A 16,390-nucleotide genomic window follows, 5' to 3' on the forward strand; every position below is an offset into this window, starting at 1 on the left:
TTATGTGATCTAAATTACCGTTTTACTTTATTAAGCGTAAACAGGTAGTTTTGCACAAATTGCTTTCACTTTTTCTTTTACTTGTGCTTGAACAGACTCATCAGCAATGTTGTCTAGTACATCACAAATCCAGCCAGCAAGCTCTTTAGATTCAGCCTCTTTGAAACCACGGCGCGTGATTGCAGGAGAACCAATGCGTAAGCCAGACGTTACAAATGGAGAACGCGGATCATTAGGAACTGAGTTTTTGTTAACCGTAATGTTCGCATTACCTAATGCTGCATCAGCATCTTTACCCGTAATATCTTTATCGATTAAATCAAGTAAAAACAAGTGATTGTCTGTTTTACCAGAAACAACTTTGTAGCCACGCTCTTGTAATACGCTAACCATTGCTTGCGCATTTTTAACAACTTGTGTTTGGTATTCTTTAAACTCTGGTTGTAAAGCTTCTTTGAATGCCACTGCTTTTGCAGCAATAACATGACATAAAGGACCACCTTGGCCACCAGGGAATACAGCACTGTTAAGCTTTTTGTAAATTGCTTCGTCGCCACATGCAGAAATAATTAAACCGCCACGAGGGCCTGCTAATGTTTTATGCGTTGTTGTAGTAACAACATGTGCAAATGGTACTGGGCTTGGGTAAACACCCGCAGCAATTAAACCTGCAACATGCGCCATATCAACAAACAAGTAAGCATCTACTTTGTCTGCAATTTCGCGAAACTTAGCCCAATCAACAATACCTGAATAAGCAGAAAAACCTGCGATAATCATTTTTGGCTTGTGCTCTAGTGCTAACGCTTCAACTTGTGCGTAATCAATTTCGCCAGTCTCTTCGTTTAGGCCATACTGAATCGCGTTATATGTTTTACCTGAAAAGTTTACGTGTGAACCATGAGTTAAATGGCCACCGTGTGCTAGGCTCATGCCAAGTACTGTATCAAGCGGGCTTAATAAGGCTTGGAAAACAGCGGCATTGGCTTGCGAACCTGCATGCGGCTGAACGTTTGCGTAGTCAGTACCAAACAATTCGTTTGCGCGGTCAATAGCTAATTGCTCAACCACGTCTACGTGCTCACAGCCACCGTAGTAACGCTTGCCAGGATAACCTTCCGCATATTTGTTAGTAAGTTGAGAACCCTGTGCTTCAAGTACGCGTGGGCTACAGTAGTTTTCAGATGCAATTAACTCAATGTGCTCTTCTTGACGTGATGTTTCTTTACTCATCGCGTCAAATAACTCTGGATCAAAGTCCGAAATATTCATGCTACGTTCTAACATTGGGGGCTCCTGGGCAACGTGTATGGTATTTTTTAGAGGCTATATTGTACGCTTAAAACCGCACTTTGCCTACGTTCTTAAGTTGAGGATATTTAATCAGGGATTGAAACTATTTCACACCCTTTTTAAGATGATATTTTTAAATAACTTACATAATTATTTTAAATGTTTTTTATTTATTACATTTAATTAGTTAATTAAAAAAGCTATTTCACGGTTTAAAATGTGCAAAAAAGCGGCCATAGCCGCTTTCGTGTTTACTTAATATTTAAGCTAACTTAGCCAGTATTTCTGTACGCAAAGCGTCGTAATCGGCGTTTATGTCGCTTGCAAGACATGGTTTAGCCAATGCGTCGCTCAATGGCTTTGGCATATCAAGTTCAATATTTAGTATACCTTCTACACTTTCTTTAAACTTAGCTGGATGTGCAGTTGCTAAAAAGATGCCCGCAGCACCCGGAGCTCGGTTATTGACTAAACCTTGGTAGGCAATTGCTGTATGTGGCTCTGCAACATACCCTGTTTGATGAATATTTTTCATCACCGTTTGAGTGTTTTCTTCGTCAACACTAATTGAGTAAAAGTTGTCGTAACTAAACCAGTTGTTGTCCAACATAGTTTGCACACGTGGCCAGTTATTTGGCTTACTCACGTCCATCGCATTTGAAAGCGATTCAAGCGTTGCATTAGGCAACCAATTTTTATCAAGTATAAAACGAGGAACGGTGTCGTTTTGGTTTGTTGTTGCACTTAACTTTCCAACTGGCAACCCTATTACAGCGCCAATCATTGCAGCGCATACATTACCAAAGTTACCACTTGGTACAGAAATATGCGCTGTTGCACGCTTTTCTTTTGGCAGTTGTGCAATCGCTTCGAAGTAATAACACACCTGAGCGACTAAGCGGCTTATGTTTATTGAATTTGCTGAATTTAAACCAAGTGTAGATTTAACTTCTCCATCTAAAAACGACTTTTTTACAAGTTCTTGGCAATCGTCAAAACTGCCATCAACCGCGTAACAATGAATATTGTCACCTAAGGTAGTAAATAGTTTTTGCTGAGCAAGTGAAATTTTTCCTTTGGGATAAAGAATAACCACATCAATGTTTGGTTTATTGTAAAATGCATGTGCAACCGCTGCACCAGTATCACCTGATGTTGCTGTTAAAATAGTCACCTTTTCACCTTGGTTAAACTGCGCTAAGCATTCAGCCATAAAGCGCCCACCAAAATCTTTAAAGGCAAGCGTAGGACCATGAAATAGCTCCAAACAATAGGTGTTTTCTTCTACCTCGACTAACTTAACAGGAAAATTAAACGCATTTTTAACCATGTCGGCAACAGTGCTACTTGGCAACTCATCACCAATTAAATGTGATAAAATTTTGCTACTGCGCGTAACAAAATCCATATCAAGTAATGCGTCAACATCAGCCATAGGCGCTAACGATTCAGGAAAAAACACACCTTGGTTACGCCCAAGTCCTGTTTTTACTGCTTCAACGAACGACACTTTTTGTGAGTTATCTTTTAAATTATGTAATTGCATGACTTCTAATCCTATAAAACATTTAATTGACGCGTGCCGTCGTTATCTAACTTACAAATATGGCAAAAACCTTGCTCATTTATATAATTATTTTTTAACCATTTAGCGCATTGCTCGGCCGCTTCAAGTGTTTTACATACAGTAAATAAGGTAGGTCCTGCGCCTGAAATACTAACTACCTCAGCTCCAAGTGCGGGTAAACTTGCTTTCGCCTCGCTAAAACCAGTAATAAGCGGTGCACGGTAAGGTTCTGCTATTTCGTCTCTCATTATGCTTAATGCATCGTCAAAACGTGCTGTTAATAACAAGCTACTAAAAGATGATAAACGCTGCGCAAACTCAACGCTTGCATGCATGCTAAGATCTTTTGGCAAAACAGAACGCGCTTTTGCCGTATTAAGTGAAAAGCCTGGAAACGCCGCAACGTAATACCAGTTTTCATCAACCGGTAGTTCTATAGATTTATTAGGAATTAAATCGCCAGTTAGCTGCAAACCGCCCAAATAACAGGGCGTAATGTTATCGTAATGGCGTCCGCCACTTACAACGGCTTCAAAATCTGCCATCAACTCAATTAGCTGTACTTGACTTAACTGTGTTTTTGCAAATTTATCAAGCGCTGCAAATGTAGCAACCACCGAACAAGCGCTCGATCCTAACCCAGAACCAATTGGCAGGTTTTTTTTAAGCTCTAGCTTTACCGTTGGCATATCTGGTGCGACATGAGCTCTAAAGTGCACTAGACACTGATAAGCTAAGTTCTCTTTCGCATCGCTTGGTAATTTATGAGCATATTCGCCTGAACAAACAAACTCATCACAAGGGGCTGCGCTAACAAGTGCTACATCCCCCAATAAACTACCATCAATTGGCGCAAGAGCAGCACCTAGCGCATCAAATCCAACTGCAAAATTACCAATAGATGCAGGCGCATATACTTCAATCATTTTCGACTCCTAGCGCGATAATGTTTTTAAAACGTCTGCAAATACACCTGCAGCAGTTACTTCAGAGCCAGCGCCGTAACCACGAATTACAAAAGGACGTGGTTGGTAGTATTGACTTAAAATTGCAAGCGCATTTTCACCATCGCGAATAACATTAAGCGCATGTGATGAATCAACCGCCTCAATACCTACTTTACAGTGGCCTTCTTTAATTGTGCCAACGTAACGAAGAACTTTCCCTTCACTTGCCGCTTGCTCAATACGTGCGTTAAAGTCAGCGTCTAAGCTAGGTAATTTTGCCATAAACTCATCAATACTGTCTCCTTCGGCAAACCCTTGTGGTAATACCGACTCTACTTCAATGTCGGTTAGCTCTAATTTCATACCGGCTTCACGCGCAATAATTAACAACTTACGCGCAACATCAGTTCCCGATAAATCATCACGAGGATCTGGCTCTGTAAAACCACTTTCTTTTGCTTTAATGGTTGCCTCTGACAGTGATAAACCATCTTGCAAAGCACCGAACATGTATGACAATGAGCCCGATAAAATACCGCTAAATTCAAGTAATTCATCTCCTGCACCAAATAAAGACTGCAAATTATCGATAACAGGAAGGCCTGCACCTACGTTTGTTTCGTATAAAAACTTGCGGTTATTTTTTTGTGTAGCAGCAATTAAATCTTGATAATACGTATATGAGCTAGTTGTTGCCTTTTTATTGGCTGCAACAACATGAAAACCCGCATTTAAAAAGTCAACATATTGCGCTGCAAGTGCATCAGACGATGTACAATCCACCAGCACAGGATTAACTAAGTGATTTTGCTTAACAAATTGCTCAACCAGTTTTAGGTCAAATGACTGCTCTGATACTGCTAATTTTTGCTGCCAATCACTAAAGGCGATACCCTCGCTATCAAGATGTAACTGACGAGAGTTAGCAACGCCGTACAAATTAAGTTTAATGTTACGCTTTTCAAGCCATGCTTGTTGGCGCTCTAATTGAGATATCAGTTCTTGCCCTACTAAGCCACAACCTAGTAAAAACACATCAATTGAAGGTACATGCGTGAAAAAGTTCTCATGGCATATTTTCACTGCGTCGTTACATAACTCACCGTCAATCACAGCTGAAATAGCACTTTCAGTAGAATCCTGTGCAATTGCCACAATGTTTACTTGTGCTTGAGAAAGGGATGCAAAAAACTTAGCGGCTAAACCACGGTGTGCGCGCATGTTATCACCCACAAGCGTTACTATGGCTAAATTACGCTGTACTTGAACAGGCTCAATTAAACCTGCTTGAGATTCAAGCTCAAACGCTGTTTGTAAAGCAGTTAAAGCAAGGGCTAAGTCGCTCTCATGTACACAAAAGCTAATGCTAAATTCACAAGACGATTGCGTGATCAACACAATAGATACGTTATCGTGGGCAAGCGCATTAAAAACTTTAGAGGCCATGCCTACTTTGCCTTTCATTCCTGGACCCGAGACAGTCAGCATAGCTAAATCTTGCAGGCTTGAAATTGCTTTTACGGGCTCGTCTGATGAATAATCATTTCCGATTAGCGACCCTTGGGCATCAGGGTTATGCGTATTTTTTATTTCACACGGCACGCCCGCTTTGGCACAAGGCAAAATAGTTTTTGGGTGAAGTACTTTAGCACCAAAGTAAGAAAGTTCCATTGCCTCTTTGTATGACAAAAAGTCAACTTTAGTGGCTTTTTTGATATAACGAGGATCTGCGCTGTAAACACCATCAACATCAGTCCAAATTTGGCAAACATCTGCCTCTAAACACGCCGCTGCAATAGCCGCTGAGTAATCAGACCCATTGCGCCCCAATGTTGTAAGCTCGCCTTTATCGTTGCTTGCTGTAAAACCGGGCATAATATAAATCGTGGCTGGCTTTTCTTTTAATGCCGCTTGAAAATGCGCTTTACTTGCAACTAAATCAACTTCAGCATCAATAAAACCACCTGTTGATGCAACGCAACTTGTCGCCTCTAAATAAACCGCCTTATGTGAGTTTAATAAGCGCTGCATAAGCGACACACTCACTCGTTCGCCAAAGCTTATAACAAACGCACGCACTTGATCGGGGCAGCACTTAATTAAAGATACACCATCAAGCTTACTTTTTAGTTCTTCAAAATTTGGCCAGTGGTCAATTGGGCCATACCCTTTTTCCACGGCTGCTTTTAGCTCGTTACAACGACTCGTTAAAGCCTCCCATAAAGAGCTAAAGTCTTGGCCTTGTTCTGCCGAACTCGCTAGAGCAACTAGTGAGTCGGTCATTCCACCGGGCGCCGATAATACCAAAAGCATTTCATCTTTTAATTGTGCTTTAACTAATTGAGCTACCTGCTCAAGGCAGGCAAAGTCGGCAAGTGATGATCCACCAAATTTTAAAACGCGCATTGTTTATGTTCCTCATCCCATAAAACGAAAAAAGGCCTGTGTTCTGAGTGAACACAGGCCTTTAAATTTGTTGCACCGACCTATGCCACTATCCAGAAAGAATGGTGGTTGTAATAATAATGGTCAGTACGCGATTAATTGTTTTCATGGGGTAAGACTGCCTTAACAAAGGCTATGCTGTCAAGTGCAAATTAAAAGATAAAACAGCCTTTTTCGATATAAAAAAACCTAATGAATGCCAAATTTATGCAAAATATTGTCCATTCTTGTTTTATCTATTGGTTTATTAATAAAATCGATAGCACCTAACTGAGCTACACGTAATTTCATTTTCTCTTGTATATCAGCAGAAATCACAAGTACAAAACACTCAATCTTGTTTGTTTTTATGTATTCAAGAACGCCAACGCCGTCAATCTCAGGCATAGTTAAATCCAAGCATAGCAAATCAAAGCGGTTAGTTTTCAGTAATTCAATAGCTTGTGCGCCATTTGTAGCTTGCTGAATATCTGCATCTATACACTGTTGCAAACATCTGATTACTTGTTTTCGTGCAACTGTTGAGTCATCACACACTAAAATAGAAAAATTCATATTATAAAACTACTAAATAAGCATAATTAATGTCGTTAAGGGCGGTTGTCGTTGGTAAGCTCATACCCCAGTGCAATAGTACCTATATTTACAACATAATACCTGGGCTTTTTGTCCACATTTTGTAACAATCTATTATTGAATAAACTTAACAAGCCAAAAGGGATAGTTTATTATTACTTGAAAGTATAAAAAACAAACAAAAACTAGTTAATCAATAATATACAAACACTCTTAAGCAGTTAGTATGTGGCAAACAAAAGCAAAAATCAGCCCTTATTTATCATAAAATAAATCATTTATTATTTGTTTTTAAGCATTTATTGACTAAATTTTAAATAGTAGTGTAAATACTTAATTATATCTCAAGGAATTGTTGACCTCTCATGCTACAGAAAAGCCTTTCTAAAAGATTATTGACCAGTGTGTTATCGGTCTATTTTTTGCTTACCTTTGTAGTGACATGCGGACAGGTGCTTGCTGAGTATTTAAACACTAAAGATTACATAAAAGATGAATTAGCAACCTTACAAAAAACCTTCAGCCGTAGCTTAACACGAGCTATTTGGGAGCTTAATACAAAACAAACAATCACCACCGCAGAAGGGCTACTCGCTATCCCCATGATAGAAGGGATCATAGTGCGTGATGACAGTGGTGAAGTTATTTCGCAGCTTGGTCGCTCTTTAGATATTCATAAACTCTATAGCCAGCAACTTGTCCAAGAAGAAGCCATGCTTGAAGACTCTAAATCAGGCTTGTTTGGTTATACATTTCCACTCATATTCGAATTTTCAGGACGAGCCACCCAAGTCGGTGATGTTACGTTATTTTCAAGTCGAGAAGTTGTATTAAGCAGAATAATGGTATCAATCTACTTTTTGATTGGAAATGCCATGATTAAGACTACATTCTTAATTATTTTATTTTTAATGGCCTTTAGAAAGCTACTTACCGACCCGCTTTATCAGCTCACCGAACAAATTGAAAACCTGCAACTCGATGAGCTAGAAGGGCAGCACATCGAAATTGAAACTGAAGAACACAATGAGCTTAAGGTAATGGAACACTCGTTTAATAACTTAATCGATAAGGTGGTTCAGTACAGAAAAGAGCTTGAACGAACTCAAAACAAATTAATTGTTAGCAACGAGAAGTTAGACCAACATAACATACAATTAGAGCAGGATGTTGCGCGTAAAACGTCTAACTTAAGTCAAGCAATGATGGAATTACAACAGCAAAAATATGAATTAGAAAAACAAAAAATAGTATTAACAGATGAGGTAGACCTTCGCCGCAGTACCGAAAAAGAACTGATCACCAAACAAGCGGAATCTCAACGCTATATTGATGAATTAAAACTGGCTCAAGAGCGGCTCGTTGGTACAGAAAAAATGGCGGCATTAGGCGGCCTCGTTGCAGGTATTACACACGACATAAACACGCCTATTGGCATCGGCGTTACTGCAGTATCATTTTTAGAGGAGCGTTTAAATAAGTTAGAAAGTGCCTATGCTGAAAAAACACTTTCGCCCAAGGCGTTGGAAGAGTTTATTAACGAAGCCAAACAAAGCACAAGCTTGCTTACAACAAATTTAGATAGAGCCTCTGACCTTATTGCAAGTTTTAAGCAAATTGCTGTAGACCAAGCCAGTGAAGCTGTGCGTACCATAAACTTTAAAGATTATGTAAATGAAGTAATTCGATCGCTTCACCCTAAATTGAAAAAAACATCGCACACTATTAATCTACAATGCCCTGATGACCTAGTATTAAATTTGCCAGCCGGCGCCATAAGCCAAATATTTACTAATCTCATCGTTAATTCGCTTATTCATGGTTTTGAAGGTAAAGACAATGGTGTTATGGACATTAACATCACAAGTGACGAAACCAACCTAACCATTAACTACAAAGACAACGGCAACGGAGTCACCGCTGAGCAGCTGGAAAAATTATTCAATCCGTTTTTCACCACAAAACGAGATGAAGGTGGTAGTGGTTTGGGCACTCACATAATGTTTAATTTAGTTAAACAGACATTAAGCGGCTCAATTGAAGCGACAAGCGAACCTGGCCAAGGATTGCACTATTTTATACAATTTCCTAAAAACATGGCTAAGCCTCTGTCTATATTCAATCAAAGCTAATTCAAATAGTCGTTAATCAGTCATTTCGAGGAGCGACTTTTATTGCTATGATTGAGCAAATTTTTCAGATGGATTATCTCCCCTATGTGGTTTAGTAACCTTATTTGTTACCGCTTTAAACAAGATGTTTCGTACACACAAGAAGACTTTGATAAAGCATTAGAACAAGATCTATTTCGTCCTTGCACAGGTCAAGAGCTCTCTACGTTTGGCTGGACGAAAGCATTTGGAAAGCATAGCGAAGCACTTTCTCACTTCTCTCAAAAAAGTATTTTAGTGTGTGCTAAACGCGAAGAAAAAGTATTACCCGCATCAGTCATCAACGAATTAGTTGCCGAAAAAGTTGATCAAATTGAAGCTGAAGAAAACCGCCCCGTTAAAAAGAAAGAAAAAGACGAACTTAAAGAAAATATTCTTCACACCCTACTTCCGCAAGCATTTAAAAAGTCGAGCTTACAATTTGCATTTATTGACCAAGAAAACGGTTGGGTTGTGGTTAATAGTGCAAGCTTTAATAAAGCTGAAGAGCTGTTAGCACTGTTACGTAAATCGTTAGGTACGCTTCCAGTTGTGCCTGCATTTGCAAATTATGACCTTGATGTATTTTTAACCGATTGGCTAACTAACTTCAGCACACCTGAAGGCTTTGCAATTGGTTCTGACGCTGAACTTGAAGAAGCTGATGATAGTGGCGCGCAAGTTAAATTAAAAGGCCATGACTTGTCATGTGATGAAGTTAAATCACATCTTGAAAGTGGTAAACGCGTTACTAAGCTTGCACTTGATTGGCAAGAACGTGTTAAATTCATGCTTCAAAATGATGGGTCAATTAAACGTCTAAGTTATTCAGATACACTGAAAGAAGAAAACGCTGACATACCTAAAGAAGATATGGCAGTAAAACTTGATGCTGACTTCATTTTAGCATCAGAAGAAATTAAACAATTGTTAGAAGAGCTAACCCAAGGTTTAGGTGATGCAGATGATTTAGCCAATCCATAACCGAAAGTTTAATAGCAATAAAAAAGCACGATTAAATCGTGCTTTTTTATTGCGCTAAATTTAAGGCTTAATTAGCTAAACATGTCTTTTACATCTGCAAGCATTTCATTGTATTCATCGCTTGAGAACAACTGCATAGATGAAATAACACCTTTATCTATATACGTTTGTAAAGCAGCTGATTTATCAGATACCTGTAAAGTCCCCTCTAAAATAGCCCCAATTCGAATAAAATCTACATAACTTATTTGTTCTGGTTTATAGCTTGGATCTGCCCAACTTAGTGCTACATCGGAGAACTCTGCAGGAAATTCCCACGCATCCATGATTGATGAGCCAATTTTACCACTTAGTTTTTGAATGGCATGTGCCAAGAAGCTAGGATTTGCAAACACTTCAGGGTGACGCTCAGCCTCAGTTAAGATAGGCAGCACACCAATATTATAAACTAAGGCAGCTAAGGTAATTGAGTCGCGATTTAACGAGGTACGTTTATTATTTTGTAAGTAAAACTCCATTAGCGTAATGGAATGACTCGCCACAGTTAATGTTTTTTGCCACGCCTTACCCATATAGCCTTTAATAAGGTCGTTGTTAGAAACAAATAGTTGTTCCATTGCCATCGCTGTCGCTATATTTTTAATTTGGCGCAATCCAATACGGGTGACTGCTTGATGTAAGGTAGATACCTTAACCGCACGTCCCATGATTGCACTATTAGCCACTTTGATCATACGAGCAGATAACGAAGGGTCTTGTGAAATAACTTCCGACATTTGCATCAAATTAACTTCAGGATCGTCTGCAGCTTGGCGAACTTTAATCGCAACCTCAGGGAGTGTAGGTAATACAAGCGTATCGTTATTTATTCTATCAACTAATATTGTTAATAATGCATTCTCTGTAGACATAAAGCAGTCATCCTTTTTAGTTGTAATATTACTACACGCTACAACAGTTAATTTTTATAATAATGAACTTACAATCAGTATTGCCTAACTTACCGTTAAAGTTAAGAAAATTTTATAACTTTATTTCTGTCTCTCATTTTCAACGACACTATTGCCCATACACCGCCTAATACTTGCTATTTACTGTTCAGGTTTGCTTTAATGCTGGCACAATATAGTAGCGTGCCGTCAACGAGCCTCCCAACAAGCATCTACTTATCATTAAATTAACTTTTAAATAGGCAAAATAATGATCTTAAATAAAATTAGCCAAGCCATTTTACTCTCTGGTGTTGTTTTTCTGAGTGCGTGTTCAGATAAACCTTCGTCACCTGCCGAGACCACATCGCAAACACCCGTAAAAGTAATGGGGCCTGAGCTTATTAATGTTGATGAACAACGCTTAAATATATACACCGACTTTAGCTTACAAAGCGATTTATCACACTTAAGTGACAATCAAAAAGCAATGATTGCCATCCTTATAGATGCATCAAAAATAATGGATGCCTTATTTTGGAAACAAGCATTTGGTGAAGATAAAGAAACATTTTTAGCAAAGCTAACCGATCAACAAATTCGCAAATTTGCTGACATAAACTACGGCCCGTGGGATCGTTTAAATGGCGATGAAACGTTTCTTTCAGGCTATAAAGAAAAGCCACTAGGTGCACAGTTTTACCCAGCGGATATAACTAAAGAAGAGCTTAATAACGCGGACGTAGAAGACAAAACAGGCCTATACTCAATTATCAAACGCGACGAACAAGGTAAGCTTTACAGCGTACCTTATTCAAAAGAGTACGCAACAGAACTTGCTAAGGCAGCCGACCTTCTTCGCCAAGCCAGCAAACTTGCCGACAATAAAGAATTTGCAAATTACTTAAATCTTCGTGCGGACGCGCTGCAAAAAGATGACTTTCAGGTTTCTGATTTTGCCTGGATGGACATGAAAAACAACCCCATTGATGTTGTTATTGGACCAATTGAAACGTACGAAGATCAACTATTTGGGTATCGTACTGCCTATGAATCTTATGTATTAATCAAAGATTTAAAGTGGAGTGAACGTCTTGCTAAGTTTGCAGCCTTTTTGCCTGAACTTCAAAAAGGTTTACCTGTTGATGACAAATACAAACACGAAGTACCTGGTTCAGATGCTGACTTAAATGCCTACGACGTTGTTTATTATGCAGGTCATTCAAATGCAGGCAGCAAAACCATTGCAATCAACTTACCTAACGATGAACAGGTACAGTTAGAAAAAGGCACGCGCCGCCTACAACTTAAAAATGCTATGCGCGCTAAATTTGATAAAATTTTAGTGCCTATTTCAGAGCAGTTAATCGTGCCTGAACAACGAAAGCACATTACCTTTGATGCTTTTTTTGCAAACACAATGTTCCATGAAGTAGCGCATGGTTTAGGCATTAAAAATACGATTACGGGTAAAGGAACGGTTCGCCAATCATTACAAGAGCACGCAAGCGCACTTGAAGAAGGTAAAGCCGACATTTTAGGCTTATACATGGTTGAGCAATTATTAAATAAAGGCGAGATCAGCGAAGGAACCATTGAAGATTACTACATTACTTTTATGGCCGGTATTTTCCGCTCAGTGCGCTTTGGCGCGTCAAGTGCACACGGTAAAGCGAATATGATTCGCTTTAACTTTTTTGCACAAGAAGGAGCATTTTCTAAAAATGAAGAAGGCTTCTACCGCGTCAATATGGAAAAAATGAGTATTGCTATGGCGAAGCTTTCTCGTCTAATTTTAACTTTGCAAGGTGACGGCGATTACCAAAAAGTCGACCAGCTGATTGCAACCCATGGTGATATTAAAGAGTCTCTAACCAAAGATTTAGAAAAACTAAGCCAAGCAAACATCCCTGTAGATGTGACCTTTAAACAAGGTAAAGACGTACTTGGTCTTAACTAACTAAAACTAAAAAGGCGTTACAGTTAACCTTGTAACGCCTTTATTTTTATTTGCTTATAACATCACGTACTTTAGATCCAAGGCTTTTCATCCCCCAACGTCTTCCTTTTTCGAGTGCTTCGTCAACGCTTAATCCGTCTTCATAGGCTGATATAGCGACTAAAGCACCGACCCGATTACTACTTGCACAATGAACCAAAACTGGCTCACCGTTTAACTTTTTAAGTAAACTGGCTAAGTTGCGGGCATTTTCTACTGTAATATCTTGCGCGCCAGAAATAGGTAATGCGTGATAATCCATACCAAGCGCCTGAACAAACTCGCCTTCATCCCAATCTTGTTCATTTGCTCCACGTAAATTTATAACGTGCTTCACATCTGCTTTAGACAATTGCTTTAATTGCTCTTTACTCGGCTGCGCAGCCGAGTACACAAGGTTGCTATGAGCAGCAAAGTTCTTAATATCTGCCTTTTTTACAACCTCAGTATTATTTAGCGGCTCAGTAGCTGTAACATAACCGCCCGATAGCGCAATAATAAATAAGCTAGTACTCAGGGTTTTAAGTAATTTCATATTAATCCTCACTTGTGTAAATGTTTTCGCTTTTAAAAACGTGTTTTTATTTTTTCTATTTGCTCTTCAGTGTAAGGGACCGCCGCAAACTTACCCCATATTGGCGCAGGCCACGCCTTATCAGTTTTAAATCGTGCAATATGATGAATGTGTAATTGCGGCACCATATTCCCCAAAGCCGCGACGTTTAATTTATCTGGGTTAAAAACCTCAATAAGTAACTTACTTAGTTTTGCAGACTCTTTTAAATACACCACTTGATCGTCTTCAGATAAGTCGATTATTTCTTTTAAACCAGCTTGCCTTGGCACTAATACAAACCACGGGTATAGGCTATCGTTTAATAAAAGCACCTTGCACAGTGGCCAATCGGCTAACTCTATACAATCTCGTTTAAGTTCAACGGCCAGTTCAAAGTCGCTATCTGTCATTGTGTTTTTCCTTGTTAATCTTTAATAATTGCTACTTTATAGCATTTAGTTGCAGTTGCACACGCTTGGCTTTACCATTCAAAATAATATTTATACTGAGCTAAGGTAACCTTGTGCTAAAAAAAATAAAACACCTCTCACTCGCTGTACCACTGATTGTGGGCGCTATCAGTGTTCAAGCAAAACCTTTATCGCTAGAGCGCATTTTTGATGATCCAAGCCTCTCAGGCAAATCTCCCGTTCAACTTAAATTTTCGCCAGATGGAAGCCGTGTAACTTACCTACAGGGTAAAACTGACGACTACAACCGCTACGATTTGTGGGAATACAACTTAGAAGATAACACTAATCGTGTATTGGTCGATTCAGCCGAATTATTTTCTGGCCCTGAAAACCTATCAGACGAAGAAAAAGCACGCCGCGAACGCCAACGTATTTTTGGCAAAGGTATTCTAGAATACACATGGTCAACCGATGGCAAAGCACTTTTATTTCCGCTTAATGGCGATCTGTACTACTACGACTTAGCCTCAGCTAAAAGTAAAAAGCTAACTAACACAGATGCATTTGAAACCGATGCACGCTTTTCGCCAAAAGGAAACTATGTATCGTTTATACGCGAACAAAACCTATACGCGTTAGCTCTTAATTCAGGTAAAGAAATTCAATTAAGCCAAGACGGTGGCGGCGTTATTAAAAATGGTATGGCCGAATTTGTAGCGCAAGAAGAAATGAGCCGCATGACTGGCTACTGGTGGTCGGGCGATGAAACTAAAATTGCTTATACACGTGTTGATGAGTCACCTGTTAAAGAAGCTATTCGCAACGAAATATACGCTGACGAAGTAAAGCTATTTAATCAACGTTATCCATTTACCGGTACCGACAACGTTAAAATTCAACTCGGTGTGGTTAAATTAAACAACCAACATGTTGATTGGATTGATTTAGGTAAAGACGAAGATATTTACATTGCACGCGCTAAATGGTTAAAAGACAGCAAAACACTTTCTTACCAGTGGCAAAACCGTTCGCAACAAACACTCGAACTTCGCTTTTATGACTCTGAGTCTAAACAGCAAAAAGTAGCCCTAACCGAAAACAGCGATACATGGATCAACCTACATTTTGACCTCGTTTTTTTAAAAGACAAAAAACACTTTGTGTGGGCTTCTGAGCGTGATGGGTTTAAACACCTTTATCTTTACCGCACAAATGGACAATTAGTTCGTCAAATTACATCGGGTGACTGGGCTGTTGATAGCCTAAAAGGCATTGATGAGAAAAAAGGCATTGTGTACTTTGCTGGCAGAAAAGACACACCACTTGAAAGCCACTTATATAGCGCACCTTTATTTAAAAAAGGTGACTCTAAACGAATTACTGAAGAAGGCCAGTACCACAACGTAGTGCTAGCAAAAGATAATAAAACCTTTATTGACACAAGTTCTTCTGTTAATAAGCCTAAGTCGGCAGCACTGCGTAAAGTTAACGGCGAATTTATTACTTGGCTTGAAGAAAACAAGCTAGATAACAGCCACCCACTTACACCTTATTTGAGCAATTTAGCAACACCTGAGTACGGCACGTTAAAAGCCGACGATGGACAAATAATGCATTACCGCTTATTCAAACCAACTAATATGAGTGCGGGTAAAAAGCACCCAGTCATTGTTAACGTATACGGCGGCCCGCATGCTCAACGCGTTACAAACAGCTGGCGCAGTAAAAATTTATACTTTCAATATATGGCGCAGCAAGGTTATGTAATTTTTCAACTTGATAACCGTGGTTCGTACAACCGTGGTAAAAAGTTTGAAGACGCGATATACAAAAACCTAGGTGACGTTGAAGTAAGCGACCAAATTAAAGGCGTTGAATTTTTACGTACACTTGACTACGTAGATGCTAAACGCATTGGTATTTACGGCCATAGCTACGGTGGCTATATGGCGCTTATGACCATGTTTAAAGCTGGTGACTACTTTACTGCCGGTGTATCAGGTGCTCCGGTAACTGATTGGGCATTATACGACACTCATTACACAGAGCGTTATTTAGGTCACCCTGATACAAATGCAAAAGGTTATGAAGCTAGCGCAGTATTTCCATATACCGATGGTCTTAAGGGACCACTAATGATTTATCACGGTATGGCAGACGACAATGTATTGTTTACTCATGCAACTAAACTATTTAAACAACTACAAGACAGTGAAAAACAGTTTGAAATGATGACCTACCCAGGTTCAAAACATAGCTTGCGCGGTAAGCAAGTTCAAACACATTTACACCAAACTATTACAAATTTCTTTAACCGTCATTTTGATGTTAAATAACAAACAGTAACTAACTTATTAAGGCTGATTTTTAATCAGCCTTTTTTATTTAAAAAGAGTCTTAAACTCAGCCTTAGTTAAATGCCCCAAATACAGCTTTAAATTTAACCTCGAAATATAAACTAGCCCTAGATTAAACCCATATTTTTACTAAACTTATTTGGTGCACTTTTTTGTGCAAATAATTAAAGGATA

Annotated in this window: 12 protein-coding genes; 4 read left to right on the top strand and 8 right to left on the bottom strand. The window is 39.1% G+C overall.

Annotated elements, in window-relative coordinates; genetic code table 11:
- Positions 1 to 30: 30 nt before the first annotated feature.
- From glyA to AC27JL_RS10650, 5 genes are all read right to left on the bottom strand, one after another.
- Complete coding sequence (glyA, locus tag AC27JL_RS10630; RefSeq protein ID WP_006794273.1) at positions 31 to 1,287, bottom strand: serine hydroxymethyltransferase; 1,257 nt, start codon at positions 1,285 to 1,287, stop codon at positions 31 to 33.
- A 268-nt stretch (positions 1,288 to 1,555) separates the two neighbouring features.
- Entirely contained in the window at positions 1,556 to 2,839 is a 1,284-nt protein-coding gene (thrC, locus tag AC27JL_RS10635) for a threonine synthase (protein ID WP_487195606.1), read from the bottom strand.
- A gap of 11 nt (positions 2,840 to 2,850) precedes the next feature.
- A complete protein-coding gene (gene thrB / locus AC27JL_RS10640; protein ID WP_487195607.1) occupies positions 2,851 to 3,786 on the bottom strand; it encodes a homoserine kinase in 936 nt (311 codons plus the stop codon).
- Positions 3,787 to 3,795: 9 nt separating this feature from the next.
- Entirely contained in the window at positions 3,796 to 6,213 is a 2,418-nt protein-coding gene (gene thrA / locus AC27JL_RS10645) for a bifunctional aspartate kinase/homoserine dehydrogenase I (protein WP_487195608.1), read from the bottom strand.
- 228 nt (positions 6,214 to 6,441) lie between these two features.
- Positions 6,442 to 6,807: a response regulator gene (locus AC27JL_RS10650; RefSeq protein WP_006794277.1), complete on the bottom strand. Its 366-nt coding sequence runs from the start codon at positions 6,805 to 6,807 to the stop codon at positions 6,442 to 6,444.
- A gap of 386 nt (positions 6,808 to 7,193) precedes the next feature.
- On the opposite strand from AC27JL_RS10650, the gene AC27JL_RS10655 reads away from it, so the two are divergent.
- The gene (locus tag AC27JL_RS10655) at positions 7,194 to 8,960 is read left to right on the top strand and encodes an ATP-binding protein (RefSeq protein ID WP_010557802.1); all 1,767 of its coding nucleotides are present in this window, start codon (positions 7,194 to 7,196) and stop codon (positions 8,958 to 8,960) included.
- A gap of 84 nt (positions 8,961 to 9,044) precedes the next feature.
- Entirely contained in the window at positions 9,045 to 9,962 is a 918-nt protein-coding gene (rdgC, locus tag AC27JL_RS10660) for a recombination-associated protein RdgC (RefSeq protein ID WP_006794279.1), read from the top strand.
- Positions 9,963 to 10,033: 71 nt separating this feature from the next.
- Here rdgC and AC27JL_RS10665 read toward each other — a convergent pair whose 3' ends face one another.
- On the bottom strand, positions 10,034 to 10,873 hold the full coding sequence (locus AC27JL_RS10665; RefSeq protein WP_006794280.1) for an HDOD domain-containing protein: 840 nt from the start codon (positions 10,871 to 10,873) through the stop codon (positions 10,034 to 10,036).
- A gap of 289 nt (positions 10,874 to 11,162) precedes the next feature.
- Between AC27JL_RS10665 and AC27JL_RS10670 the strand changes: the two genes are divergently transcribed.
- Positions 11,163 to 12,851: a dipeptidyl-peptidase 3 family protein gene (locus AC27JL_RS10670; RefSeq protein WP_138740797.1), complete on the top strand. Its 1,689-nt coding sequence runs from the start codon at positions 11,163 to 11,165 to the stop codon at positions 12,849 to 12,851.
- 46 nt (positions 12,852 to 12,897) lie between these two features.
- Here the strand turns inward: AC27JL_RS10670 and AC27JL_RS10675 are convergent, their stop codons facing one another.
- Together AC27JL_RS10675 and AC27JL_RS10680 are read right to left on the bottom strand one after the other, a co-directional pair.
- The gene (locus tag AC27JL_RS10675) at positions 12,898 to 13,425 is read right to left on the bottom strand and encodes a protein tyrosine phosphatase family protein (protein ID WP_487195609.1); all 528 of its coding nucleotides are present in this window, start codon (positions 13,423 to 13,425) and stop codon (positions 12,898 to 12,900) included.
- A 32-nt stretch (positions 13,426 to 13,457) separates the two neighbouring features.
- Positions 13,458 to 13,856, bottom strand: coding sequence for an HIT domain-containing protein (locus AC27JL_RS10680; protein WP_203986219.1), 399 nt, complete (start codon positions 13,854 to 13,856; stop codon positions 13,458 to 13,460).
- Positions 13,857 to 13,969: 113 nt separating this feature from the next.
- Here AC27JL_RS10680 and AC27JL_RS10685 point away from each other — a divergent pair, with 113 nt between their 5' ends.
- Complete coding sequence (locus tag AC27JL_RS10685) at positions 13,970 to 16,195, top strand: S9 family peptidase (RefSeq protein ID WP_006794284.1); 2,226 nt, start codon at positions 13,970 to 13,972, stop codon at positions 16,193 to 16,195.
- Positions 16,196 to 16,390 lie beyond the last annotated feature (195 nt).

The organism is Pseudoalteromonas sp. 4NS20-0020 (assembly GCF_057554385.1).

Excerpts from the sequence above, each read along its gene's own strand:
- rdgC (WP_006794279.1), top strand. The coding sequence starts at position 9,045 with ATGTGGTTTAGTAACCTTATTTGTTACCGCTTTAAACAAGATGTTTCG.
- AC27JL_RS10665 (WP_006794280.1), bottom strand. The coding sequence starts at position 10,873 with ATGTCTACAGAGAATGCATTATTAACAATATTAGTTGATAGAATAAAT.
- thrB (WP_487195607.1), bottom strand. The coding sequence starts at position 3,786 with ATGATTGAAGTATATGCGCCTGCATCTATTGGTAATTTTGCAGTTGGA.
- AC27JL_RS10675 (WP_487195609.1), bottom strand. The coding sequence starts at position 13,425 with ATGAAATTACTTAAAACCCTGAGTACTAGCTTATTTATTATTGCGCTA.
- thrC (WP_487195606.1), bottom strand. The coding sequence starts at position 2,839 with ATGCAATTACATAATTTAAAAGATAACTCACAAAAAGTGTCGTTCGTT.
- AC27JL_RS10680 (WP_203986219.1), bottom strand. The coding sequence starts at position 13,856 with ATGACAGATAGCGACTTTGAACTGGCCGTTGAACTTAAACGAGATTGT.
- glyA (WP_006794273.1), bottom strand. The coding sequence starts at position 1,287 with ATGTTAGAACGTAGCATGAATATTTCGGACTTTGATCCAGAGTTATTT.
- AC27JL_RS10650 (WP_006794277.1), bottom strand. The coding sequence starts at position 6,807 with ATGAATTTTTCTATTTTAGTGTGTGATGACTCAACAGTTGCACGAAAA.
- AC27JL_RS10670 (WP_138740797.1), top strand. The coding sequence starts at position 11,163 with ATGATCTTAAATAAAATTAGCCAAGCCATTTTACTCTCTGGTGTTGTT.
- thrA (WP_487195608.1), bottom strand. The coding sequence starts at position 6,213 with ATGCGCGTTTTAAAATTTGGTGGATCATCACTTGCCGACTTTGCCTGC.
- AC27JL_RS10655 (WP_010557802.1), top strand. The coding sequence starts at position 7,194 with ATGCTACAGAAAAGCCTTTCTAAAAGATTATTGACCAGTGTGTTATCG.